Origin of the sequence: Viridibacillus sp. FSL H8-0110 (assembly GCF_038003565.1) — a bacterium.
Lineage (GTDB): Bacteria > Bacillota > Bacilli > Bacillales_A > Planococcaceae > Viridibacillus > Viridibacillus arenosi.
Genome location: NZ_JBBOPJ010000001.1, coordinates 1,242,109 through 1,267,132, shown reverse-complemented (window position 1 = coordinate 1,267,132; position 25,024 = coordinate 1,242,109). Strand labels below are relative to the sequence as shown.

Sequence of the window (25,024 nt, the reverse complement as noted above, 5' to 3'; positions counted from 1 at the left end):
GCTTATTTTGGCTTCGGATATTCGATACGTGAATGGAAGATACCATTTAGCGTTTCACAAAAAACTGCTTCAATCTTTTTTAATTCCCGTACGGAAAGATCGCATTCATCAAATTGTCCATCCTGTAATTTATCTTGTGCAATGGCATGAACCAGCTTTTGAATTTTCTCAGCATTTGGTTCTTTCATCGAACGAACAGCAGCCTCTACGCTGTCCGCTACACTTATTATAGCAACTTCTTTCGTTTGTGGCTTCGGTCCAGGGTAACGATAATTAGATTCAATTACAGCCGGATTTTTTTCCTTCTCTTTATAATAAAAGAATTTCAAAAGACTTGTCCCATGATGTTGTCTTGCAATGTCTATAATTTCTTTTGGCATTTTATGAGCTTCTAACATCTTAGCTCCATCTTCAGCATGCGCGATAATAATATCTCGACTCGTTTCTGCTGGCAGGCTATCATGAGGATTGATTGCCCCTATTTGATTTTCAACGAAAAATCCCGGCCTTTTTGTCTTTCCAATATCATGATAATAGCAACCAACTCTTGCAAGCAAGCCATCTGCTCCAATAGCTTCACAGGCAGCATCAGCAAGGTTTGCAACCATCACACTGTGATGATAAGTACCAGGTGTTTCTACTAAAATCTTTTTTAATAATGGATGATTTGGGCTTGATAACTCTATTAATCTAAAGGATGACAGAATACCGAATGCCGATTCGATAAACGGTAATATCCCTAATGTAAGTGCACCTGACAATAAGGCAGAAACTATGGATGCGACTAAATAATACGCAAGTTCGGTCATACCATATGTAGATTGAGTCAATAGTAAATAAAATCCAATAAAAGTTGCATTAACTAAAGCAATACCCATACTTGTTTGTAAAATACGCGAACGTTTTTCAATCCCTTTATTGAAAAATAAACTACTTAACCCACCGAAAATAATATATAAAGATACTTCCATTTGAATTACAGTAGCGTAACCCTCTTGGAAAATGACGCCTGCTGCAACCCCTGTCATAATCGTAATGATGATTGCGATACGCTCATTAACTAGTAACCTAATAAGCATAGGTGCCATCGCTACAGGGTAAAGAAACCCTATCATTACTTCGAATTCGTTCTTGATGAGACTCAGCAATTCCATCACGACAATAGATAGCAAATATATTGTCACTGTAATGATTAAATCACGGACTTTTGTTTTTTCTTCGGTTTTCCAATTACGGAAAAGAGCAAAAAAGAATGCCATCTGTAAAGTGATCAATAAGAATAATCCTAATATCGGCTTACTTGATGTATGATCAGCAAGCATCCCTGCTAACTCTAATTCTCGGAAAACATCACGATCGATCACTTGTCCTTCTTGTACAATAATTTGACCTTGTAATATACGTGTTGGATCAACACTAGCCTTTGCTTGTTCAATTTGTTCCTTTGTTAAATCTGGATTTTCCTTTTCAGTTTCTGTTATAGAGAACCTTCCAATTGAAACGAGTGTTGCTCGAATTTCTTCTGGAAATTCAGGTTTTTCTCTAATTTCTTTATCAATTTTCGCCTTTATTTCTGCTACATGATCAGTTCGAATAGGTTCAGATAGCTGCTTCTTCACAAGTTCTGTTAACTCATCACGCGTTATTCGCAAAGAATCATTATCTTGTTCAAGTAATGCTGTCAATTCTTGATCAGTAAACCGAAGTCCTTGACCATCTGTTTTTAAAGCGTTTAATTTTTCTCGTAGTTCTGCTACACGATCTTGCATAACAGCTTCTTTTTCTTTTTTAGTTTTTCCTTCTTCAATTGAAGTCTTCACTTCTAAAACATAATCAAAAATGGACTTAATCATTGATGCACGATTTTTCGCAATCTCTTCAGAATATTGATAGACAGGCTTAACCGCACTAGCTGCTTGCTCTCTATCTTCCTCGGTTTTTACGGTGTCCTCCACTGTCTTCATCGAACGTATCGTATCCGGCGATAATTGAAAAAGTTTTAAGTCGAAATGTTCGCCCCTCACATTCCCGAGCATCAGTGAAAATTGCAAAATGCCCGTGACAGTTAATATGACGGCAAGTAATACCGGAAAACGAAAGTACTGCATTAGCTTTTTTAAAAAAGCATCCATACAGCCACCTCCTATCTATAAACTATCATATCAACAATTGACATTTTTTTCACAAAAAATATAACGGATTTCGCTATAAATAATAATAAATTTATAAATAATTAATAATACCAACACAAAATCGACACGAAAATATTTATACAAAAATAAAACGCAACACCCATAAAATGAGTATTGCGTCATTTAGTTCACTATTGCTCTTCTTCATAAGCTTGTATAATTTTTGCTACAAGTGGATGACGAACCACATCCGCTTGTTCAAGAATTTGAAAATGGATATCCTTCACATTCTGTAAAGTTTGTTCAGCATTTGTTAGCCCTGATATTGCACCTTTTGGTAGGTCAATTTGGGTTTTATCGCCTGTAATAACCATTTTCGATCCAAAGCCAAGACGTGTTAAGAACATCTTCATTTGTGCTTTTGTTGTATTTTGAGCTTCGTCTAAAATAACAAAGGCATCATCTAACGTACGTCCACGCATATAAGCTAGTGGCGCAATTTCAATCGTACCTCGGTCAATTAGTCGTGTCGTTTGTTCAGCGCCCAAAATATCATGAAGTGCATCATATAAAGGACGTAGATACGGGTCGACTTTTTCTTTTAAATCGCCCGGCAAGAAACCTAGACTTTCTCCAGCTTCTACTGCAGGACGTGTTAAAATAATTCGTTTCACATTGCCGTTCTTTAGTGCTTGTGTAGCCATTACTACAGCTAAGTACGTTTTCCCTGTTCCTGCAGGTCCGATACAAAATGTTAAATCACGGTGTCTAATTGCTTGAATATATTCACGTTGACCAATCGTTTTGGCCCGAATCATCTTCCCTTTTGTATTACGGGCGATGACTTCATCATAAAGTTCTGCAAAATACTCAATTGTACCGTTTTTAGCCATTTCAACTGCTGTAGCAACGTCGCGTTGATTGATATTGATTCCCTTACGAATAACTTTTAATAATTGTTCTAATAATTTCGTTGCATCGTCTTTTTGGCTTTCATTACCGACAATATGAATTGTTTCGCCACGCGTAATGATTTGCACATTAAAAGCCGTTTCAATCAATTTCATATTTACATCTGATATACCTAAAAGCATTACCGCTTCGTTAGGATCTTGCACGTTTAATTGGGTTGGTTGTTGTTCTAGCATGCTCAATCTCCTTGATAAATCGCTTGTTTAACTGCAATGTTTTCATTTACCAAAAACAATACTTTCCCTTTTACTGTATCATTATCAATAGCAACCTGCAAAAGTTTTTCCCGTTTCATAACTGTTTTAGATGGCAATTCATTGACATATTTTTGATGAAGTAGTGGCAACAGTACCTTTTCAACCGATTTCTCATCTAATACAAGTTCTCTTGTTATACCTTGCTGTGTGACAGATAAGTCAACATACTTGGCTAACCATTTAGGTAATTTTACTGTTTGCCAGTCACCGTCCTTTTTTTTCTTGTCCTTTTTCCACTTCAACTCATAGTGTCGTTCACCTGGTACCTCATACTCAATCTTTTTTGGTAGCGAGAACGACGCCTCAATCCAGTAGTCCGCAAATACCTCTCCTTCAGCCCCGTAGACGATTTCTTTCTCACCTTGTTTTAATATACCGGTGACGAGCAAATCACCCTTATAAACGGCCTTATTCTCCTCTACAACGCGTTCACCTTTCGTTAAATTAAAATGCGTTATGACACCACTCTTTTTAGCTATTAAGTGGCTAGGTTGTTCTTTTTTTTCATTTTCAATATCTAGCTTAGGCGAAGGGATTGATGAAAAGGTGAGATGACTTCCTTGCTGATTAATATGCACCCAAGATAAATCTCGCTGATCTTGTAAAATTTGCTGTCTAATCACTGTTTCGTCAGGTAACTTACGCTTAAGAAATGGCGGTGAAATTTGCAATATATATAAACTCTTTTGCAGCTCTTCCTCCTGCTCTGGAGTGGATGCATCGATATCTACAGACCAAATAAATTGTGAGGCGCATAATGGGACGAGAAATAACAATAATAATCCTATATGCACGATCCACTCATTACGTAAAATAACTTCCTCGTCTAGCCAGTCTATTGTAATTCTCATATGATACTTGCGTCTGAGTTTACGAATCATTGGTAAATGCTTCCGAGTTGTTTGGAATGTAACATAATTTTTTGTCGTTTTCACTTTCTTTAGAGGAATGTTCGCCTTTGCTAATGCCCTTAAAAATCCAGGTAGGCGATCATTTTGCGTCACTTCTAACTCCAGTTTACGATTATTCCATCCATGCCTTTGCAAATTAACTCTCCTGCCATTTTTCAATTGTCATTTTTTCTAATTGATTCAATTTCAAAGCTACCAGCTCGTCCTTTAGCACTTGGATTTGCAGCTCTTTCGCTTCGATATGAATGATAAACTCTTCGTGCAAAAATTCCACTTGCTTCTCAGAAATCTTTTGAATTGTAATTTTCCCTCTTAACTGGATCGTTTGGAAGTTTTCAATTTCGATAAGAGGCAGTAGCTGAAATAGCCGTTTCGACATACAAAAACCCCCTTCTCTATAGCATATGCAAAGAGAGCGGGGGTCATGTATTAGCGTTTCGATTTTGGTGGACCTAATATTTCGGCCATTATAATTGATTGCGCTAATTGATTTTTTGTTTTTGGAAAATTAAACGTACTATTTTCAGTTTGTTTCACTTTTTTCTGAATTTCTGCTCCGCGAGACATAGCAGGACGGGTCGATCTTGAGTTTTCAAAACTACGTGTACCCTCTGAAACACTGCTTCTCTCTAATATAGGTGCAACTTTTTCTTCGATAATTTCTTTCGCTTTTTCAACTTCAGCTTTCGGTTGTTCACCAAATTTGTTTTCAAGATCACGGAAAACTTCTTTCGCGTAATCTTCTAAACTACGCGTTTGACCTGTTCTTTGTGGCATCGGTTTACGGTGTTCCGAATGCTGAGATCTTTGAACGGGTCCCTTATTTGGTGCTTGCTTATTCCCTGACTTTTTGTCCTTGAAAAAAGCACTTATGATAGCTGATATTATGAACAGGATGATTACTTCCAATGGAAGTGCCTCCCTCCTAATGGTTGACGATTACTTATTGATTGTCATTGGTGTTATCATGTGAGTCTTGATTAATTTTACTAATTGAATCACGCATGCTTGTATCAGCCTGCACGTTTTTGTAGTTCATATAATCCATAATACCAATATTACCGGTACGTAGTGCTTCCGCCATTGCTAAAGGAACTTCAGCTTCTGCTTCTACTACTTTCGCTTTCATTTCTTGCACTTTAGCAACCATTTCTTGTTCGTTGGCTACAGCCATTGCACGACGTTCTTCTGCTTTTGCTTGTGCGATATTTTTGTCAGCTTGCGCTTGCTCAATTTGAAGTTCTGCACCAATATTTTTGCCGACATCAACGTCTGCAATATCAATCGAAAGAATTTCAAACGCTGTACCAGAGTCTAATCCTTTTGATAATACTGTTTGAGAAATTGAATCTGGATTTTCTAATACTGTTGAATGGTTTTTAGAGCTACCAATTGTACTAACAATACCTTCACCTACACGGGCAACGATTGTTTCTTCACCAGCACCACCAACAAGACGTTCGATATTCGCACGCACTGTAATACGAGCTTTCGCTTTAACTTCAATACCATTCATTGCTACACCCGCGATAAATGGTGTTTCAATTACTTTCGGGTTAACCGACATTTGGACAGCTTCTAACACGTCACGACCTGCAAGATCGATTGCTGCACAGCGTTCAAAAGTTAACTCGATATTCGCACGATGTGCTGCGATTAACGCATTGACAACACGGTCTACGTTACCACCTGCAAGATAATGACTTTCTAATTGATTAATCGTTACTGGTAAACCAGCTTTATGTGCTTTAATTAATGGATTGACGATACGTGATGGAATAACTCGACGTAAACGCATACCAATTAAAGTGAAAATACTAACTCTTACCCCAGCCGCTAATGCCGAAATCCACAATGCTACAGGGACGAATGTAAATAGAACTGCCAATACTATAAATACGACTACAATAGCGATAATGGCTGTAATTGCACTACCTGTTAATGCCATGTAAAACTTCCTCCTTTAGTTTAGAGTACCTCTCTTACTACGATACGAGGCCCTTCAACTTTAATAATTATGACTGTTTTTCTTGCATCAATGTAACCGCCTTCAGAGACGACATCAATTCTTTCACCATCTAGCATAATCGCGCCAGCAGGTCTTAGAGGTGTTGAAGTTATAGCTTCTTTTCCAAGAAGCTCTAGACGATTTTTATTTGATACATAGCCACTCTCTGTATCTGTTGCGTCTTTTAACACCATTTTGTTAAGCATCGTCATTTTTTTACCGAAAAATTTCATTATGATCACCATTCCTATTACTGCTACTAACAGAGCCGTAAGAATTGAATAAGCCATGTAGGTCACATTAGCACCAGCTAATAATAGACTTAAAACTATTGCGCCAAAACCAATAATGCCACTAATACCACCTGGCAAGAAAAACTCCGCCACTATTAGTATAATCCCGACAATCAATAATATGATGGATTCATATCCGGCAAATCCAGCAACTAGATGGCCAAAGAAAAATAGAATGATGGATATAATACTCATAGTCCCTGCTACACCAAAGCCAGGTGAATATAACTCTATTACTAATCCTAAACTAGCAATTGATAAAAGTATAGGGACAATAATGGGATTAGTAATAAACCGTGCAATTTGCTCTGCCAAGGATTCATTTACATTTACAATCTCCGCACCATCTAAATCCGTTTTCTCAAGTAGTTCTTGAAACGAAGAAACAGTTCCTTCAGAATACCCAACTTTTAACGCTTCATTAGCAGTAAGTGTTAGTAAATTCCCTTCTGCCGCTCTAAACTCTGGTAAAGCATAGGATATATCGGCCATTGCTAGGGCATATTTAGGGTTGCGATTTGAGGTTTCTGCTGCTGCTTGCATTTGAGCTAGCCATGCACTATTTGCTTTTTGACCGGCCATATTACCATTAGAATCAATAACTGCCGCAGCCCCAATTGTTCCATTAGGCACCATATAAATTTCATCTGCATGCAATGCTATAAATGCACCTGCTGAATGAGCATCTTTATTTATAAATGCAATTGTTCTAACTGGTGTTTCATCCATGAGCTTTGCAATATCTCCTGCTGCATTGACAAATCCACCTGGTGTATGAATATCTAAAACAATTGCCTTGGCACCACTTTCTTCAGCTTCTTCAAAAGCTCTTTGTAAGAAAGCATACAAGCCTTTCTCAACTTCTTTTTCCACTGGCACATGATACACTTCTGTCTTAGCGAAAACAGAAGCTAATGGTAAAAGCAGCATGAATGACATGAGCATTAAAAATAACAAGCTAACCTTTTTAGATTGCTGCAACTTCACCCCACCTTTCTACTATGAAGTATGCCTAATTAATCTACGGTTGAACTACTAAAAGGTTTCAATTTTTTTTAATTTTATATCCACCATCTAATTGAAGGTGGATAACAAGATTCTTATAATGCGCGTTTTGAATTTCTAATTGCTTGAACAGACAATCTAACAAGTAACACCGCACTTAAAAATAAACCTAAAAATGACACCGTATTTAGATAAACGGCATAAGCAGTATTTATAAATTGTGAAATGGCTAAAAGAGCAACTGAGATAATCCCAAACGTAATACCGACCATTAATAAGATGAAAAGCGAGAACCATTGCGAGATGAACAAAGTATTCTCCTTTCCTGAGAACATATCTAGCTTGACCTTCATCTCACCTTTTTCTAACCTTGTTGTAATATGGTCAATTTTTTTAGGCATCTGTTTGAGCATTGGTAACATCATAATCAGTTCTTGTTGTAAATGGTCTTTTAACTCTGTAGGGCTTGAAATCGTCACAAAGGATCGTTTATTCTTTGCCGTAAAACGCTTTGCTTCTGAGAACAAATCAAAAGTAGGGTCTACTCCATTAAGCGTACCCTCTAAAGTGATTAACGCGCGTAATGCTACACCTACCATTGGATAAAGCTTCAACTCATAATGCTGAATAATGGTAAATAACGTTTGTACAAGTTCCTCAGTTGATACTTTATCTAAATATTGTAATTGAATCAGTAGCTGACTTAATGCTTGTAATAATCCCTCTTCATCCATTCCGTTCGTATCCACAAGTAAATTCTTCAAACCTTCTAACACAATTTCTGGATCATTGCGTTCTATACCAATAAATAGCGTCCTTAATCCTTTTTGTTGCACCGGTCCTAGTCTACCGACTGCTCCGAAATCTAAAAACGCTGCCTTACCATTATTCATGACATATAAATTTCCTGGATGAGGATCTGCATGAAATACTCCTGCTATAAGTAACTGTTCTAAAAAACTATCATAAATCGAACTTAGTAATTCCTGGCTTTTTTCGTTTGTTTTTTCAAAACCTTGTTGGTAGTTATATATACTCACGCCATGTATGTACTCCAAGACGAGTAAATACTCATTGCTATATTTTTTATAAACATATGGAATTTTAACTTTGTTTTTGCTTTTAGAAAGTGCATTTGAAACTTGTTCCATATTGCGAACTTCCATTTCGAAATTAATCTCTTCAAGTAAACTATTAGCAAAGCCAGTCGCAAGCTGATGGAAACCTAAATTTTCAGCCCAAGTTGACTCTTCAACTAGCCAACTTGAAAAGTGCAATAAAATATCTAAGTCTTTTTGCATAACCGAAGTTATATTAGGTCTTAGTAATTTTACAACAACCTCTTTGCCATTCTCTCTCAAGATAGCCTTATGTACTTGACCTATGGAACCTGAAGCAATAGGCTGCATATTAAAACTACGAAATACTTCCGACATCGGCTTTGATAAATCTTGTTCCAGTCTCTTTTCTACTTGCTCAGCTGTCATTGGTTTAACGTTTTGCTGTAACGTAGATAACTCTTCTATAAAAACTGCAGGAAAAATATCTTTGCGTGCTGATAACACCTGACCGAATTTAATAAAAATACCACCGCATTCTTCTAGCATATTACGCAGTGCTATAGATAAATAGCGATCATTTTCATACGTACGCTTATACTTCAGTGCCTTTCCAATACCGTGTTTAAAAGCGATTCGAAATACTTCCACTAATCTCTTTTGTCTATGAAATCGACTGCGAAATCTTGTGACGATATTTTTCTGCCCTGTTAATCTTTCACCCTTCGCTCCTAGTTGAATAGGGTCAAAAAGTTCTAATATTAAATAAAATAACATTGCGATTAATAACATACTGCCGATCCACACCAGTGTACTGACATTTGTTACTGCTTGCACCATGTCTTCGTTTTTATAATCGGTGTGACGTAAATATGAATACCAATAAACAAACGTTGTGAAAGTTAAACTAAATACTGCTGATAAAATGCGCTTCATAAAATTCAATTTCGTACCGATCAAGCGACCACTGACAAAATAGATAATTAAACCGACTATTAAGAGTTGTAATACAGTCCAAATATAATGCATAGCTTCACCTACATATCTTGTATGATGTCTATTATTAAATCACAAATCGCCTCACGATAGCTTGTAAAGCACATCAAAAAATACGTTTTTTAAAAAAATAAAAAGCTAGCACATTCTTTTTTTGAATGATCTAGCTTTAAATTTTTTATCTAGTGAATGCTGCAGCTACTCCCCCATCAACAGTTACCATACATCCTGTTGTTTTTGCTGCTTTCTTCGATGCGAAAAAGGCAATTGCTTCAGCAATATCTATTGGATAAATATTCTCTTTTAATACTGTGCGATCCTTATAATGATTTTCTAGCTCATCTGGATGAATGTTGTAAGCCGCTGCACGTTCCTCACGCCACTTCGACCCCCAAATTGCAGATCCTTGTAGTACAGCATCTGGTAACACTGAATTAGCACGAATACCAAAGTCGCCACCCTCTGCTGCTATACAACGAGCTAAATGTACTTCTAACGCTTTTACAGAACTATACGCTGAAACGTTTTTACCTGCATAAACTGAGTTTTTAGAGCCAATAAAAATCATACTGCCCCCTAGTAACTGCTTTTTCATAATTGTAAACGCCTCGCGGGAAACTAAGAAATATCCCGTTCCTAATACATTCATATTAAGGTTCCATTCTTGTAAAGTTGTTTCCTCTAATGGACTAGAAGTTGCTAATCCAGCATTATTCACAAGAATATCTACGCCTCCATACTTCAAAACAGTTTGTTCGAATGCTTCTTTGATTTGGGTTTCATCCGTAACATCCATCACTACCGAAAATGCACGTCCTTCACCGTATTTCTGATTCAACTCTGATGCTACTTTCTCAGCACCTTCTTTATTTAGATCAGCAATTACGATATGTGCACCTTGAGAGGCAAGTAATCGGCATGTAGCACTACCAATTCCCCCTGCGCCTCCTGTAATTAAGGCCACGTGTCTTGAAAACTCGGCTTCCGCTGGTGCTAAACTCAGTTTATAAAGTTCTAATGGCCAATACTCAACGGCAAATGACTCTTCATCCGATAGTGAAGTAAATCCACCTATAGCATCTGCCCCTTTCATCACTGAAATTGCACGATGATACAAGGCCTGACTTAACTCGGCAGCTTGTATATCTTTCCCTGTTGTAATCATCCCAAGCCCGCGAATCAAAATTACTCTTGGAGATGGATTAAACATTTTGTCATCAGCATTTGCAAAGCGGTTAAAATACTCTTTGTATTCAGATTGATAAGCAGCAATCTTTTCTTGAATTACCACCTCTAAAGTATCTTCGTTGCCATCCCATTCAATAAATAACGGTACACGCTTCGTATGTACTAAATGGTCTGGGCATGCTGCTCCTACATTAGACAATATCTCAATTTTCCGACTATTAACAAAGGTAAGGACCTCTTCAGACTGATCGATGCTTGTAATCACTTTTTCAAATTTCGAAGCTATTCCACGTATACCAGGTAAAACCTTGCTTAGTAACCGTTGTCTAGTTTCCGCTTCTATAGGCTCTATAAGTTGCCCTCCAAATGGCTCCTGAGTGGCAGCAATTGAGTCGATATAAGCTTCTGCTTTGTTAATCACATCAATTGTTCTTGTATAGCTTTCTTCCGCGGTATTTCCCCATACAACCAAACCATGCTTTTCCATTAAAACAAGTTCGGCATTTAGGTTGTTTTGCACGCCTTCAGCAATTATTTTAGACAACAAAAATCCTGGTCTTAAATAAGGAACCCAAACAAAGCTATCTCCAAATATCTTTTTAGCAATCTCTTTACCATTAGGGGCACAGCATATGCTAATGATTGCATCTGGATGTGTATGGTCAATGTGCTTATATGGTAAAAAGGCATGTAAAAGTGTTTCAATAGAAGGTCTTGGTTGCTTTTTAGACAGCATACAATGCTCTAAGTACGCGACCATTTCTTCATCTGTCATTGCCTCTCGTTCAATTAGTTGTTGCATATCCGAAAGTTTTAAAGCTGTGAAGTTTTGATCACCCATAGTTGCTAGGTCAGATCCACTCCCTTTTACCCACATGACTTCTACTTCCTCACCCTTAAAATCTTTTGCCGTTGTTTTAAAGGAAGTATTTCCTCCCCCCCAGTTACATACACGTCGATCGCTTCCTAATAAATTGGAGCGGTATGTTAATTCCTCAACCTCATTGACAGCAGGTCTATTTAATTGACTCCATAAATTTTGCACCATTATTCATTTCCCTCCCCGTCTTTAATGTGTGTAAAGTTAAAAGATCATCATTGCTGCTAAAATAATGGCTAAGGTTTCTATATATGCCATATAGTTTGTTGTAGATCTTTTCATGTTTTTTATTCGGTGAATATTGTATATAATCTTTAAAACCTATCTTTTGAATTGCACTATTTAGAGAATACTTTTCATCAGCTTTGTCATGGGCTGCTGCTGCACCTAAAATAGCCGCTCCTAGAGCCGGTATTTGGTGATGATCAACAACTAAGATTTCCTTTTGTAAGACATCTGCATATATTTGCATAAGGAATGGATTCTTTTTTGGAATCCCACCAGTTACGACTATTTGATGAATGTCTATATTTTTTTCTTCGAATAAATCGACAATCACTTTTGTACCAAAAGCTGTTGCTTCAAGTAAGGTACGATATTTCTCGTGAGCTTCTGTTTGCAATGTTTCACCCACGAATACACTCGAAAAATTTGAATTAACATACGGTGTGCGATTTCCATTATGCCAATCAAGTGCTACCATCCCTGTTTCACCTACATCTAGTGTTTCCGCCTTTTCGTTTAATAACTGAAAGACAGTTAAATTTCTCTCATTCGATTCCTGTATATAATTTGTCGGTACTTGGTTTTTTATAAAACTTGCAAAAATATCTCCAACTGCTACTTGCCCTGCCTCATATGCATATAAACCCGGGAGAATACCATCTTCCACGACTCCTGAGATACCTGGTATAGTAATCTCTTGTTCACTTAATAGTAAATGGCAGCTAGATGTACCCATAACGATTTGGAGAATTCCAGGTTTATAGATGCCAGCTCCAGGTACTGCCGCATGCGCATCAATAATACTTGCACCAACAGCTGTATTTTCTGATAAGCCAATTAAATTAGCAAAATAAGGTGTTAACGTTCCTGCAGAACAGCCTACTGAGATAATTTCACCTTTTAGTTGGCGGGTGTAGACGTCTGCTAAGCTCGGATGGATAGAATGAAGTATCTCTTTATCTAAATACCCATCTTTTTTTTGCCAAGTTCCTTTATATCCTGCAGAACAAGTACTTCTAGATACTTTCCCCGTTAATAGCGAAACAATCCAATCACCAGCTTCTAAAAAATAATCCATATTCTCAAAAAGGGCAGGTGTATCATTTAAAATCTCTAACAATTTTGGAAGTAACCACTCAGAAGAAATGACTCCACCATATTTTCCGAGATAAGGATGGTCGGCCAGCTTCTCAGTTATAAACTGCGCCTCTTTCTCTGCACTATGACTCTTCCACAACTTTGCAAATGCATGAGGTTGATCTACATACATCTCCTTATTACATAATGGAGTTAACTGCTGATCCACTGGTAAACAAGTACAGCTTGTAAAAGCGACGCCCATTCCCTTAATATTGTTAGGATCCACTTTCGTTTCTTTTAGTAAGGTCTTTATAGTTGCATTTAACACTTCTACATAGTCATTAGGATTTTGTAGCACCATGTTAGCTTTAATGGGTTTGCCATTTAATGATTTCGTCAAAACCCCATTTGGATAAGTCATTTCAGCTACTTTAATGATGTCTCCATTTTCACTATCCACTAAGACGGCTCTACCAGATTCTGAGCCAAAATCTATACCAATTACATAGTTCATCTTCAGCTCCTCCTTTATTTATAAAGAGGTCCAAAATTTTGACATGCTCTAAAATCTGCTTGTTCGCTTTCCTGTGTACCAAACATATTCCAAGCACTCGGTCTAAACAATTTATCATTAGCTACATTGTGCATGTTGACTGGAATACGAAGCATCGATGCTAATGTGATAAATTCGGCACCTACATGGCCGTATGTTAAAACACAATGGTTTGCTCCCCAATTATTCATCACTGAATACACATCTGTGAACGCACCTTCACCCGTAATATTTGGTACAAACCATGTCGTTGGCCAAGTTGGATCTGTACGAAGATCCAATGTATCGTGCATATCTTCTTCAAGCTCGACAGTATGACCTTCCGCTAGTTGCAACACCGGACCAAGCCCTTTGACATAATTTAATCGTGCAATCGTTACAGGCATTTCACCCTTTGTTGTAAAATCGGTCGAGTAACCACCGCCACGGAAATATTCTGTTGAAGCTGGTCTCCACTTTGTATTTTTTATACATTGTTCGATTTCTTCATCCGTTACTTCCCAGAATGGTTTAATCGCAGGCTTACCATCTATTTGTTGATGGCCAGTTCCATCGAGTGCTGCTGAACCTGAGTTAATCAGATGAATAAAACCATTTGCCGCTTTTCCAACCGGCTCTTTACCTGTCACACGTTTAACTGCTGAAGGACTCCAATACGTCCGGACATCTGCAAATACTTGTGCCGTATTCGTCAATAAATGCCCCAAAGCCATCGTTACCCCATTCAAACTATCATTTTCAGTTGCAAGTAGATAGGGTGCCCGCTTACCATTCCAATCAAATGACGAATTTAAAATCGTTTCCATAAAATCACCGTTAGGGAAATGATCTGTCCATTGACGTTGCCCTTGGAAACCTGCTATTAATGCATTTCTACCTAAAGCTTCTTCTTCCCAACCTTTTGCAGCAATTTTGTCATTACCAACCATTAAATCTTTCGTGATTAATGTCATTTTTATCGACGTTTCTAAATCCTTTGCTAACTGTTCATCTGTACGCTTAAACTCTTCTTTATTATTATCTTGACCGAAAATGAATTTTTCCTTAACCCATTTAAAAGCTCTATCGTATTCTTCTTCGTCAAAAATATTTAAATCCAATCTTCTAACAAACTCACTCATATCAATGTATTCGTTGCGCATACCTAAATACTCTTGGAAGAAATCATCCTTTACAATACTTCCTGCAATCCCCATAGACACAGAACCCATTGCTAAATACGATTTTCCTTTTAAGGTTGCAACTACTATTGCAGCCTTTGTAAATTTCAATAATTTTTGTTGTACATCTTTAGGAATCTCTGAATCTCCTGCATCTTGCACGTCTTCACCATATATGCCATAAGCCGGTAGCCCTTTTTGATTGTATGCAGCTAAGACTGCAGCTAGATACACTGCTCCGGGTCTTTCAGTTCCATTAAAACCCCAAACAGCTTTTGGGAGATGTGGATCCATGTCCATTGTTTCACTACCATAACACCAACATGGCGTGACAGTAATCGATATACCGACACCTTCTTTTTTAAACTTTTCTGCTGCTCTCGCTGCCTCTGCTACGCCTCCTATACAACTATCTGCGATGACGCATTCTACTGGTTGCCCATTATAGTAAGATAAATTTTCACTTAGCAACTTTGCTACAGCTTTAGCCATACCCATTGTTGTTTCCTCAAGTGATTCCCTTACCCCTCTTCTTCGCCCATCAATTGCTGGCCGAATGCCAATCTTAGGTAAATCTCCAATATATCTGTTACTCATCATTTCTATTACCTCCTAAATGAAAGTTTTATATTGTTCTAGTATCTCCTGCCAGCGTGCTTGATCCTGTGGTATAAATTCATCCGGATGAAATGAGCGTGAGACAAGATTTCTTCCTTCTTCTATCGAATTTAATTCTCCTAAAGCTCTTAACTGTGATAGACCATTACCAATTGAACTCGCTTCAATGGGCCCTGCCAATACAACCTTCCCTGTTGCATTGGCAATCAATTGACATAGTGTTTCGTTTTGAGCTCCACCTCCGCCAATATAAATTTCCGATGTAGGTTGAGATGATAATTGCTCTATGTTTTTAATCACTTTCGCATAACTAATAGCTACACTTTCAGTAAAGCAACGTACATATTCTCCAATTGTACTAGGTGTCTCTTGGGCCGTTTTCGCACAATACGTTTCGATTGCTAAGGTCATCGATTTAGGATTAAAGAATAGAGGATCTTCTGGATCGATAATTGTTTTAAAAGCTGCTGCTTCCAAAAATCCTTGACGCTCAATGTCATATGATACTTTCATTCCTGATGCATTCCATTCCTCACGCAACTTTTGTAAAATCCAAAAACCCATTCCATTCTTTTGAAAACGAATTGCTCCTTCACTCGTACCCTCATTAGTAAAGCCTGCTTCAAATGCAGCTAAACTAACTATCGGTTTGTCGACTTCTTTGCCAACTAAGCACCAAGTACCAATACTCATGAAAACAGCATTTCTACGATTTATTGGCAATGCTGATAATGCACAAGCTGTATCATGACCTGGTACTAAAGCCATTTTTATTGACGGAAAATCTAGTACATTTCCTATCATTTGATGTGGCATTTCAATGGATGCTAAAGGTAGTTGTTGTTGAAAAACAAGTTGCATAAGTCCTTCATCCCATTGCTTGCTCTCATGATTCACTAACTGTGACGTAGAAGATATAGAATACTCGTTTAACGCTACATTCGATAATCCGTACAACAATAAATTAGGCATCATCAAGATAGACTTACAATGCTCTCTATAGTTAGGGGATTTTTCGTAAATAGCCATAAGTTGAAATAGGGTATTAATAGTGGAGATTTCATTTCCTGTTTTTTTAAATAACTCAAAAGGATCTATTAGTTGTTTCAACTTCTGAAGCTGTGGCTCAGAATGTGTATCTCTATATGAAAAGGGCAATGATAACAGTGCATACTCGTTATTTAGTAAGCCTATATCGACACCCCATGTATCGATACCAACTGAAGCAGCTGGAAAATCAACCTTTTGCAAACCCGTTTTTAATTCCTTTATAAGTGCAGGGTAATCCCAATAATAATGGCCTTGAACTATTTGTGGCTTATTGTTAAATCTGTGAATCTCCTTAATAGAAATCGTATTACCATCAAATTTTCCAGCTATTAATCTTCCACTTGAAGAGCCTAAGTCATATGCAAGAACTGTAGTCATAAACAATCACCTCTATTCTCGAAGTAATTTCGAGCGATATTTCTCTGAAGATAGATTTCTTAACTCCAAGCATTCTTCGTCCGTTAAAATTCTAGGGCCACCAAAAATTGTACTAATGGTAAATACTTTGGCCGATTCCTCTGTTAGTTGCATGAAAAAATACGCTTCCTTCATTGTTTTCCCGACAGTTAGTACACCATGATTCCTCATAATCATCACATCATGATCCAAAACAAGTTCAGATACTTTCTCAGCCAATTCATGAGTAGTTGGAATGACGTAATCGATATAACCAACCTTTTTCACCATAGCAGGGAAATCCGGAAAGAGTGGTGGAATGTTTTGTCCTGCTGAGGATACGCCTACCGAGTAAGTTGGATGTGCATGTAGAACAGCTTGAATCTCATGATTATCTCTAAAGCATGTTAAATGCATTAAAACTTCTGATGAAGGGCGCAAATCTCCCTCGATTTCACCGGACTCAATATGAACCTTAACCCATTCTTCATCTGCTATTTCTTTTAAGTCATAACCACTTGGAGAAATATACATATACTCCCCATCTCTCATACTTAAATTGCCACCCGCACCAACCACTAAACCACTTTGCACTAATTCTGTTGCGTACTTTTGTAGATCTTGAATTACACTAGTCATCCAATCACGCCCTCCCTTTTTAATGTTGTTTGGAATTCTTCTAGAATCGCTACTTGTTCTAGCATGGAATCGAAAGGATAGGGCTGAAACTCCCTTTGCTCAATGCTTTTTTGGAAATGTTCAATTTGATTTTTATAGGCATTCCCCTCAATATGTTGCGAGCTTAGTTGCCCATTTTGAATCAATTGAATAACTCCAAAATCCTGATTTAAATCTGTACGAAAGGCAAAGGGTAATCTGAGACTACCTTCTGTTCCAATTAGATCGACTGATTGTGAAAACTCACCTAAAAAACTGCAGTCGATTAGTCCAAGAATGCCATCTTCATATTGCACTTGAATTGTTAAATGGACATCCACATTACTTTTACGCCCTTGCAGTACATGGTATGTAACTACCTTTTTATCAAGTAAAAATTGTTGGACATTTATACAATAACAGCCGATATCATACAAAGCACCACCACCAAGATTGGGATTTACACGTATATCATCTGTCCAATTTTCTAATGTAAAATGAAATTGACTTCTAATAGTTAATACTTCGCCTATTGCGCCTTCTTCTAATAGCTTTTTAGTCTCTATAATTTGTGGATGAAAACGATACATAAAAGCTTCCATCACTTTTACTTTTTTCTCGATACTTTTTTGTTGAATTATTTGAAGTTCTTCTAGCGACAAGACTATTGGCTTTTCGCATAATACATGCTTGCCATGCTCAATTGCTTTCATAATCCATTCGAAATGAAAACTATTAGGTAATGCAATATAAACTGCATCAATTTCGTCCATATCAAGGAGCTGATTGTAATCATTCAGTGTATAGGGTATCTGAAATGCTTGTTGGATTTCAGTTAAATCTTGGCTACGGCTTGCGATTGCAAGAATATTTCCCCCTGCTTCTTGGATTGCTGGCATAACATAGTTTTTAGCAATAGTCGCTGCACTTAAAATGCCCCATTTAATCGTCAATTGTATGCCCCCTTTAGAAAAGGGCTGTTTTTACAGCCCTTATTAACCTTTAATAAATAGATTTTTCTTCAACTAATTTATAAGAAAAGTAGATTTATTTAGAAACACCAATAATTATTCGTAAATCGCTGCTTTAATTTCATCCGTGTCAATATTGTCTTTGTCGTACCAATAGAAACCAGTATCGATTGATTTTTCAACACTCTCGCCTTTGATTGAAGCAACTGCAGCTTTAACAGTTTCATAACCAATACCAACTGGATTTTGAGTTACAGCTCCTGCCATTAATCCACTCTTAATCGCATCAATTTGCTGTTTACCTGAGTCAAAACCAACAACGACAATTTTGCCTACTTTATTCATCTCTTGTACTGCGTTTACTACTCCAATTGCAGAACCTTCATTAGAGCCGAAAATGCCTTTTAAATCCGGATGTGCTTGCATAATAGCTTTTGCCAAGTCAGTTGATTTCAAATGATCACCATCACCATATTGAATATCAACTATTTTAATATCTGGATATTTACTTTCAATTTGCTCTTTAAAGCCATCTCTACGACCTTTACCAGTTAATGAAGTTTGATCTTGTACGATTAGGGCAATTTTCCCTTTGCCACCTATAAACTCGGCCATCTTATCAGCTGCTAATGCTGCAGCTGCTTTATTGTCCGTAGATGCAGTTGCAACAGGGATTTCACTTTCCACACCTGAGTCAAACGCAACAATCGGAATATTTTTTTCCTTAGCTTCATCTAATAACGGCACTGATGCTTTAGAATCCAATGCCGCAAAGCCTATAGCAGCTGGTTTTTTATCTAAAACTGCACGTAACATTTCAATTTGTTTATCAACTTGCGCTTCAGTTTCGGGACCTTCAAATGTAATTTTTACATCAAACTCATCAGCAGCCTTTTCAGCACCCTGTTTTACAGCTTGCCAAAATTGATGTTGGAAACCTTTTGATACAATCGCTACATAAGGTTTATCAGAGCTTACTGGTTCTTTTTCACCTTCACTTGTCGCTCCCTCTTTATCATTACATGCACCAAGTAACATCGATACTGCTAATAATCCACCTAGAAAAATCGATTTCTTTTTCATTTCTTTGCCCCCTTTGTTTAATTTATATCAAGTCTAGAACGACCTCATATCACACTTAGCTTTTACCCCTACGTAATATATCCATGTATACCGCTAAGATAATAACAAAACCAATCACTACTGTTTGCCATTCTTGTGGAATTGATAATACTCGTAATCCATTCGTCAAGACACTCATAATTAATGCACCGATAATAGTTCCGATAATAGTTCCTTTTCCTCCACTAAGCGAAGTACCACCAATTACAACAGCAGCAATTGCTTCTAATTCATACCCTTGACCTAATGCAGGTTGAGCAGAATTTAATCGTGATGCCATTAACACGCCTGCGATACCTGTAAAAGCACCCGCTAGTGTATAAATCGTCATTTTCCAGTAATCTACATTCACGCCAGAAAGCTTTGTTGCATCCTCATTACTACCAATGGCTAAATTAAAACGCCCCAATATAGTTTTAGATAAGATAATTGCTGCTATAATGCCAAGGACAAAGAATATTAATACAGCATTTGGAATATTGACGCCTGGAATAATTGAACCTAAAGCAATTTTTGTAAACATAGGCTTATCTGTAAAGTAGATTGGCGCAGCCTTTGATATAACTAACGCTAATCCTTTCGCTATCATCATCATCGCCAATGTTGCAACAAATGGTGGTATTTTTAATTTAGTAATGGCAATACCACACAGCAAACCACAAAGTGCACCTGTTAAAATACCACCAATGACACCGACTACAATTGGCAGATCTGAATTGACGACAATTATACCCGTAATCACAGATGACAAGGTCATGACAGTTCCTACAGATAAGTCAATTCCTCCTGTAATAATGACAAAGGTTGCACCTAGTGCTAATATCCCTATAACTGCCGTAGATAACAATATTCCCACTATATTACTCCATTGCATGAAACTGGATGATGCAAACGAGAAAAAAATAACCAATACTACTAAACTACTAAAAGCTAGAACTTGTTGTAATGTATTGGATGGAATTCCCTTATTCTTTTTCTTAGTCACTGTTATTTGATCTAATGTATCCGCTTTCATATTATCCCTCCCTAACCTTCACGGTATGCTGTAGCTAACTCCATGATTTTCTCCTGGTTCGCTTCCTCTGAATTTAAAATCCCCGTAACTCGGCCTTCTGACATAACGACAATACGATGACTCATTCTTAATACTTCTGGCAATTCAGATGAAATCATAATAATGGACTTCCCTTTTTCCGCTAGCTCATCTAGTAATTTATAAATCTCACCTTTGGCTCCAACATCGATACCTCTTGTTGGTTCATCAAAAATTAAAATATCACAATCACGTAGTAGCCATTTTGCAATTACAACCTTTTGCTGATTCCCCCCAGATAAAAATTTTATCTGTTGATTAATTGAAGGCGTTTTCACTTTTAAGCGCTCGACATACTCCTCTGATACCTTTGCTATATTCTGATCATTAACAAACCCAAGTGTTTGATAATCATTTATCGTAGACATGACTATATTTGTCTTTACATCCATATCAACAACAAGACCTAAATGTTTCCGATCTTCAGATAAATAGCCAATACCTTGTTTAACAGCGCGACTAGGTGATGTTATTTGCACCTTTTTCCCATGTAAAATAATCTCCCCAGTCCTTATCTTATCAACTCCGAAAATAGCATTTGCCACTTCTGTTCTACCAGCACCCATTAAGCCTGCAAAGCCAAGAATTTCTCCTTTTTTGAGTTCAAAAGAAATATCCTTTAAATTTGTATTGGTACTAACATTCTTTAATTCTAGAACAGTATCTCTATTACTATCTGAAATAGTTGGTTTTGATTCAATATAAAGCTCTCTTCCTACCATCAATTGAATCACTTTACTCATTTCCGTTTCCTTCGTATTTAGCGTTGTGATATACTCTCCATCTCGCATTATCGTAATCCGATCTGAGATTCGTTTTAACTCATCCATCCTATGGGATATATAAATAATTCCAACACCACTGGCTTTTAAATTATCAATAATTTCAAACAGTACATCTATTTCCGCATCTGTTAATGCAGTAGTGGGCTCATCCATAATTAAAATTTTCGAATCGAATGATAGCGCTTTCGCAATTTCAACCATTTGCTGTTTTGCAACTGTTAAATCCTTTACTTTTGTTTTCCCATTTAAATCTATGGAGAGTCGTTTAAATAATTCCCTCGTCTTATTATGTAATTCATGATCCTTTATAAAGAAGTTTAACAACCCTCTTGGTTCTCTACCGATAAAAATATTTTCAGCGATAGATAAATCTTTCATTAAATTTAGTTCTTGATGAATGATCGAAATACCTAATTCTTGTGCTTGCTTAGTAGATGTAACATTAATCTTCTGACCTTCTAGAAAAACTTCACCATCATCTTTTTCATATATCCCCGTTAGAATCTTCATCAGCGTTGACTTTCCAGCACCATTTTCTCCGACTAAAGCCAATACTTCACCATGATGTAAATCAAGTGATACATTCGAAAGAGCTTTAACTCCTGGAAAGCTCTTTGAAATATTCTGCATCTCCAACAGCTTACTCATTCATTCACCTCTTTTATTTGTATTTGTATTTGTTTTTCTTTGTTTATGTTGATTATAAGAGACATTTTATTCGAAATCAACAAAAATAATGAATATTCAGAAAATATTTTATCCAATTATTACTCTAGTACGTTCATCTACAATCGATTGCAAATAGTCTACATTTGCTTTTTGATCTACAATTAAGCAATCCAACACTGATTTATCTTCGATATAAGCAAATGATTTTTGATTAATCTTTGAAAAATCGAGTAATAAAATGACTTGCTCGGACATTTTAATCATCTCTCGTTTGACGTTAGCCTGTTGCTCATTCGAATCACTGATGCCCCAGTCCTTATGGAAACCTTTGCATGAGAAAAACACTTTATCTACATAGAAATGTTCAATTGAACGGATAGCTGTTGGTCCTACTAGTGATAAGGACGTTTTCGATAAAGTACCACCTGTCATGATGACTTGAATTTTGGATCTATTCGCCAATTCACTTGCAACTAATAATGAGTTTGTAAGTACCGTAAGTTCCATATTTGGAAGTAGCTTCGCTAAATATAGAGCTGTTGTACTTGCATCTAAAAAAATAATATCCTGTTCATCAATAAGAGACACTGCTACTTTGGCAACATCCATTTTCTCATTTCTATTCAATACTTGACGATCATTAAAAGGAATTTCATCATCATCTGAATCATCCATGGCTACAGCACCACCATGAGTCCGCTGAAGTTTATTTTTTGCTTCAAGCTTCTCTAAATCTCGGCGAATTGTTTCCTCTGTTACAGCAAATAGCTTACTCAATTCATTTACTCTTACGTTTTTCTTATCATTAATAATTTGAACAATTTTTTTATGTCTTTCAGGCACTAACATATTCAACACTCCTATCCTTCAACAATGACACCTTTTTTTAATATGATATTGGCATATAATGCTTTTTCACTTGTAGTCACAATTGCATACGCTGTTTTCGCACGTTCATAAAATGATTCCCTTGATAAATATTCTGCTTTAAAGACATTCTCACTTTTTGTTACAAGTTCTTCGTATTCCTTCCAAATTTGTGGACGTTCAACTTCTTCACCATGCATCATTAAGCAAATCGGATTTTCAACATAAGTGTCTAATGGCATTAAGAACAATATCCCTTCCAAAATGGATGGTATGTCATTTCCATCTAATCGCACTATTTTATCATTATGTGAGGCTGCTGGAAAATTTCCATCCGCTAGAACTATTTCATCACTATGCCCCATTTCCATCAAAACTTTTAATAGTTCAGGCGAAATACAGGATTTTATATATTTTAACATGTGGTTTCTCCTTTGTTTATGTCCTATTTTTTTGTTTTATTTGATAATACCAAATATTTTCAACAATTCAAATAAAAAATACAAAAATATGAAATTAATAAAAAAAGAGTCTTATAACATTTGTAATTTAGTTACAACTCTTTCAAGATCCTATTATATATTTGCTTAATGTTATTTATTTGTTCCTATTATAATAATTTGAATCTCAATACTAGATATCTATTTTGACATGCATATCTCTTTTAGTTTCTTAAATAGCAGATTCCTCTAAACTAGCAATCAAAGTGTACAACCATTTTCACGATCATGTCTTTACTTTACTAACGATTACACTCTAAAAAAATGCACAAAAATAAACCGAGAAATCACAAGGATTTCTCGGTTTAGGTCATTTGCAATTTAAATCAATCATGATGTTGCGTGTTTTGAACGTAGGGATTGTCTAGGAAATTAAATTACCACTTACGTTTACGTGCAGCTTCTGATTTCTTTTTGCGTTTTACGCTAGGTTTTTCATAGAATTCGCGTTTTCTAACCTCTTGAATTGTACCACTTTTAGAAACAGTACGTTTGAAGCGGCGAAGAGCATCTTCAAGCGATTCGTTTTTTCTAACGACAGTTTTTGACATCTCTCTTTCCCTCCCTCCGAACACACATCAAATACGAACATTATCATAAGCAAATATGTTAATGCTGTGTACTAAAAAATTATACCTTATTGATACAAATTGGTCAATACTCATGCTCGAATTAATATTCAGAATCTGATTTTAATCCGTTCATAATTTTCACACCAGAGCTTGCACCGATTCTAGTAGCCCCAGCTTCAACCATAGCTTCTAGATCTTCCAGACTGCGAACACCACCTGAAGCCTTTACACCCATTTCTGGTCCAACAGTTTTGCGCATTAATGCTATATCAGCTGCAGTTGCTCCACCAGTTGAAAATCCAGTAGAAGTTTTCACAAAATCAGCGCCTGCTTCTTTAGATAGTTGGCAAGCAACTACTTTTTCTTCGTCCGTTAGCAAGCAAGTTTCGATGATAACTTTTACTAAAGTACCGTTAGCTGCATCAACAACAGCTTGAATATCAGATTTAACAACATCAAGTTGACCTGATTTAAGGGCACCTATATTAATCACCATATCGATTTCACTAGCACCATTTGCAATAGCATCTTTTGTTTCAAATGCTTTTGTAGCGCTTGTTTGAGCTCCTAATGGGAAACCGATAACAGTACAAACAACTGATTTAGCGCCTTCAAGATGTTTTGCTGCATCTGCTACCCATGTAGGATTGACACAAACCGAAGCAAAATCATATTTTTTAGCTTCTTGACAAAGTGTTGCAATTTGTTCTTTTGTCGCTTCAGGCTTTAATAGTGTATGGTCAATTAATAACGCGTAGTCTTTAGTCATGAATGAAAACTCCTTTTATTTAATAGATGTACGTACCTCTTTATTTTACCACGGATTATAGTTTTCTTTCCACTGTTATGTGAAACATTAGCCAACTGCTATAAATCAATTGATTTTGATACAAAAAAGTCATGCCATTATATTAAATGGCATGACTTTTTTAATCATTATATATATTATCTCCACAAGTACAGTTTTATACTGTATCGTTTAAAATTTAGTACAAGGAAAGTAAGT

General features: G+C 36.7%; 21 protein-coding genes. All 21 read right to left on the bottom strand.

Annotation, left to right across the window (positions count from 1 at the left end):
- Positions 1 to 2: 2 nt before the first annotated feature.
- The 21 genes from MHH98_RS06225 to deoC all read right to left on the bottom strand — a co-directional run bounded on the left by MHH98_RS06225 (position 3) and on the right by deoC (position 24,787).
- On the bottom strand, positions 3 to 2,132 hold the full coding sequence (locus tag MHH98_RS06225) for an HD family phosphohydrolase (RefSeq protein ID WP_038187069.1): 2,130 nt from the start codon (positions 2,130 to 2,132) through the stop codon (positions 3 to 5).
- Positions 2,133 to 2,323: 191 nt separating this feature from the next.
- Positions 2,324 to 3,280, bottom strand: a complete 957-nt coding sequence (locus tag MHH98_RS06220) for a PhoH family protein (protein ID WP_038187073.1) — start codon at positions 3,278 to 3,280, stop codon at positions 2,324 to 2,326.
- A gap of 2 nt (positions 3,281 to 3,282) precedes the next feature.
- The gene (locus tag MHH98_RS06215; protein WP_038187076.1) at positions 3,283 to 4,407 is read right to left on the bottom strand and encodes a sporulation protein YqfD; all 1,125 of its coding nucleotides are present in this window, start codon (positions 4,405 to 4,407) and stop codon (positions 3,283 to 3,285) included.
- 1 nt (position 4,408) lies between these two features.
- On the bottom strand, positions 4,409 to 4,651 hold the full coding sequence (locus tag MHH98_RS06210) for a hypothetical protein (RefSeq protein WP_038187079.1): 243 nt from the start codon (positions 4,649 to 4,651) through the stop codon (positions 4,409 to 4,411).
- Positions 4,652 to 4,701: 50 nt separating this feature from the next.
- Positions 4,702 to 5,181: a hypothetical protein gene (locus MHH98_RS06205; RefSeq protein WP_038187082.1), complete on the bottom strand. Its 480-nt coding sequence runs from the start codon at positions 5,179 to 5,181 to the stop codon at positions 4,702 to 4,704.
- Positions 5,182 to 5,215: 34 nt separating this feature from the next.
- Entirely contained in the window at positions 5,216 to 6,220 is a 1,005-nt protein-coding gene (gene floA, locus MHH98_RS06200) for a flotillin-like protein FloA (RefSeq protein WP_038187085.1), read from the bottom strand.
- A gap of 20 nt (positions 6,221 to 6,240) precedes the next feature.
- Positions 6,241 to 7,554, bottom strand: coding sequence for an NfeD family protein (locus MHH98_RS06195; RefSeq protein WP_076034382.1), 1,314 nt, complete (start codon positions 7,552 to 7,554; stop codon positions 6,241 to 6,243).
- Between the two features lie 119 nt (positions 7,555 to 7,673).
- The gene (locus MHH98_RS06190; protein ID WP_076034381.1) at positions 7,674 to 9,665 is read right to left on the bottom strand and encodes an ABC1 kinase family protein; all 1,992 of its coding nucleotides are present in this window, start codon (positions 9,663 to 9,665) and stop codon (positions 7,674 to 7,676) included.
- 145 nt (positions 9,666 to 9,810) lie between these two features.
- Positions 9,811 to 11,868: a bifunctional aldolase/short-chain dehydrogenase gene (locus tag MHH98_RS06185; protein WP_076034380.1), complete on the bottom strand. Its 2,058-nt coding sequence runs from the start codon at positions 11,866 to 11,868 to the stop codon at positions 9,811 to 9,813.
- A complete protein-coding gene (locus MHH98_RS06180) occupies positions 11,837 to 13,519 on the bottom strand; it encodes a ribulokinase (RefSeq protein ID WP_340712288.1) in 1,683 nt (560 codons plus the stop codon). The genes MHH98_RS06185 and MHH98_RS06180 overlap by 32 nt, the downstream gene beginning before the upstream one ends.
- A 14-nt stretch (positions 13,520 to 13,533) precedes the next feature.
- Positions 13,534 to 15,318 carry an L-fucose isomerase gene (locus MHH98_RS06175; protein WP_038187103.1) on the bottom strand — a complete coding sequence of 595 codons (1,785 nt, stop codon included), beginning with the start codon at positions 15,316 to 15,318 and terminating at the stop codon, positions 13,534 to 13,536.
- A gap of 12 nt (positions 15,319 to 15,330) precedes the next feature.
- Positions 15,331 to 16,764 carry a rhamnulokinase gene (locus tag MHH98_RS06170; RefSeq protein ID WP_038187105.1) on the bottom strand — a complete coding sequence of 478 codons (1,434 nt, stop codon included), beginning with the start codon at positions 16,762 to 16,764 and terminating at the stop codon, positions 15,331 to 15,333.
- Positions 16,765 to 16,776: 12 nt separating this feature from the next.
- A complete protein-coding gene (locus MHH98_RS06165; RefSeq protein ID WP_340710810.1) occupies positions 16,777 to 17,421 on the bottom strand; it encodes a class II aldolase/adducin family protein in 645 nt (214 codons plus the stop codon).
- Positions 17,418 to 18,392: a Gfo/Idh/MocA family protein gene (locus MHH98_RS06160; RefSeq protein ID WP_340710808.1), complete on the bottom strand. Its 975-nt coding sequence runs from the start codon at positions 18,390 to 18,392 to the stop codon at positions 17,418 to 17,420. Before MHH98_RS06160 ends, MHH98_RS06165 begins: the two co-directional genes overlap by 4 nt.
- A 114-nt stretch (positions 18,393 to 18,506) precedes the next feature.
- Complete coding sequence (locus tag MHH98_RS06155) at positions 18,507 to 19,493, bottom strand: ABC transporter substrate-binding protein (RefSeq protein WP_038187120.1); 987 nt, start codon at positions 19,491 to 19,493, stop codon at positions 18,507 to 18,509.
- A gap of 55 nt (positions 19,494 to 19,548) precedes the next feature.
- Positions 19,549 to 20,547, bottom strand: a complete 999-nt coding sequence (locus MHH98_RS06150; RefSeq protein ID WP_076034374.1) for an ABC transporter permease — start codon at positions 20,545 to 20,547, stop codon at positions 19,549 to 19,551.
- An 11-nt stretch (positions 20,548 to 20,558) separates the two neighbouring features.
- Entirely contained in the window at positions 20,559 to 22,058 is a 1,500-nt protein-coding gene (locus MHH98_RS06145) for a sugar ABC transporter ATP-binding protein (RefSeq protein ID WP_076034373.1), read from the bottom strand.
- Between the two features lie 108 nt (positions 22,059 to 22,166).
- Entirely contained in the window at positions 22,167 to 22,928 is a 762-nt protein-coding gene (locus tag MHH98_RS06140; RefSeq protein ID WP_038187125.1) for a DeoR/GlpR family DNA-binding transcription regulator, read from the bottom strand.
- Between the two features lie 11 nt (positions 22,929 to 22,939).
- Complete coding sequence (locus MHH98_RS06135; RefSeq protein WP_038187128.1) at positions 22,940 to 23,368, bottom strand: RbsD/FucU family protein; 429 nt, start codon at positions 23,366 to 23,368, stop codon at positions 22,940 to 22,942.
- Positions 23,369 to 23,823: 455 nt separating this feature from the next.
- On the bottom strand, positions 23,824 to 23,997 hold the full coding sequence (gene rpsU / locus MHH98_RS06130; protein ID WP_004227078.1) for a 30S ribosomal protein S21: 174 nt from the start codon (positions 23,995 to 23,997) through the stop codon (positions 23,824 to 23,826).
- Positions 23,998 to 24,118: 121 nt separating this feature from the next.
- Positions 24,119 to 24,787 carry a deoxyribose-phosphate aldolase gene (gene deoC / locus MHH98_RS06125; RefSeq protein ID WP_038187143.1) on the bottom strand — a complete coding sequence of 223 codons (669 nt, stop codon included), beginning with the start codon at positions 24,785 to 24,787 and terminating at the stop codon, positions 24,119 to 24,121.
- Between the last annotated feature and the right edge of the window lie 237 nt (positions 24,788 to 25,024).

What these genes read in the sequence shown, in the direction of transcription:
- deoC (WP_038187143.1), bottom strand. Translation starts at nt 24,787, where the DNA reads ATGACTAAAGACTACGCGTTATTAATTGACCATACACTATTAAAGCCT.
- floA (WP_038187085.1), bottom strand. Translation starts at nt 6,220, where the DNA reads ATGGCATTAACAGGTAGTGCAATTACAGCCATTATCGCTATTGTAGTC.
- MHH98_RS06155 (WP_038187120.1), bottom strand. Translation starts at nt 19,493, where the DNA reads ATGAAAAAGAAATCGATTTTTCTAGGTGGATTATTAGCAGTATCGATG.
- MHH98_RS06135 (WP_038187128.1), bottom strand. Translation starts at nt 23,368, where the DNA reads ATGTTAAAATATATAAAATCCTGTATTTCGCCTGAACTATTAAAAGTT.
- MHH98_RS06185 (WP_076034380.1), bottom strand. Translation starts at nt 11,868, where the DNA reads ATGGTGCAAAATTTATGGAGTCAATTAAATAGACCTGCTGTCAATGAG.
- MHH98_RS06210 (WP_038187079.1), bottom strand. Translation starts at nt 4,651, where the DNA reads ATGTCGAAACGGCTATTTCAGCTACTGCCTCTTATCGAAATTGAAAAC.
- rpsU (WP_004227078.1), bottom strand. Translation starts at nt 23,997, where the DNA reads ATGTCAAAAACTGTCGTTAGAAAAAACGAATCGCTTGAAGATGCTCTT.
- MHH98_RS06220 (WP_038187073.1), bottom strand. Translation starts at nt 3,280, where the DNA reads ATGCTAGAACAACAACCAACCCAATTAAACGTGCAAGATCCTAACGAA.
- MHH98_RS06170 (WP_038187105.1), bottom strand. Translation starts at nt 16,764, where the DNA reads ATGACTACAGTTCTTGCATATGACTTAGGCTCTTCAAGTGGAAGATTA.
- MHH98_RS06145 (WP_076034373.1), bottom strand. Translation starts at nt 22,058, where the DNA reads ATGAGTAAGCTGTTGGAGATGCAGAATATTTCAAAGAGCTTTCCAGGA.
- MHH98_RS06225 (WP_038187069.1), bottom strand. Translation starts at nt 2,132, where the DNA reads ATGGATGCTTTTTTAAAAAAGCTAATGCAGTACTTTCGTTTTCCGGTA.
- MHH98_RS06140 (WP_038187125.1), bottom strand. Translation starts at nt 22,928, where the DNA reads ATGTTAGTGCCTGAAAGACATAAAAAAATTGTTCAAATTATTAATGAT.
- MHH98_RS06180 (WP_340712288.1), bottom strand. Translation starts at nt 13,519, where the DNA reads ATGAACTATGTAATTGGTATAGATTTTGGCTCAGAATCTGGTAGAGCC.
- MHH98_RS06165 (WP_340710810.1), bottom strand. Translation starts at nt 17,421, where the DNA reads ATGACTAGTGTAATTCAAGATCTACAAAAGTACGCAACAGAATTAGTG.
- MHH98_RS06175 (WP_038187103.1), bottom strand. Translation starts at nt 15,318, where the DNA reads ATGATGAGTAACAGATATATTGGAGATTTACCTAAGATTGGCATTCGG.
- MHH98_RS06150 (WP_076034374.1), bottom strand. Translation starts at nt 20,547, where the DNA reads ATGAAAGCGGATACATTAGATCAAATAACAGTGACTAAGAAAAAGAAT.
- MHH98_RS06190 (WP_076034381.1), bottom strand. Translation starts at nt 9,665, where the DNA reads ATGCATTATATTTGGACTGTATTACAACTCTTAATAGTCGGTTTAATT.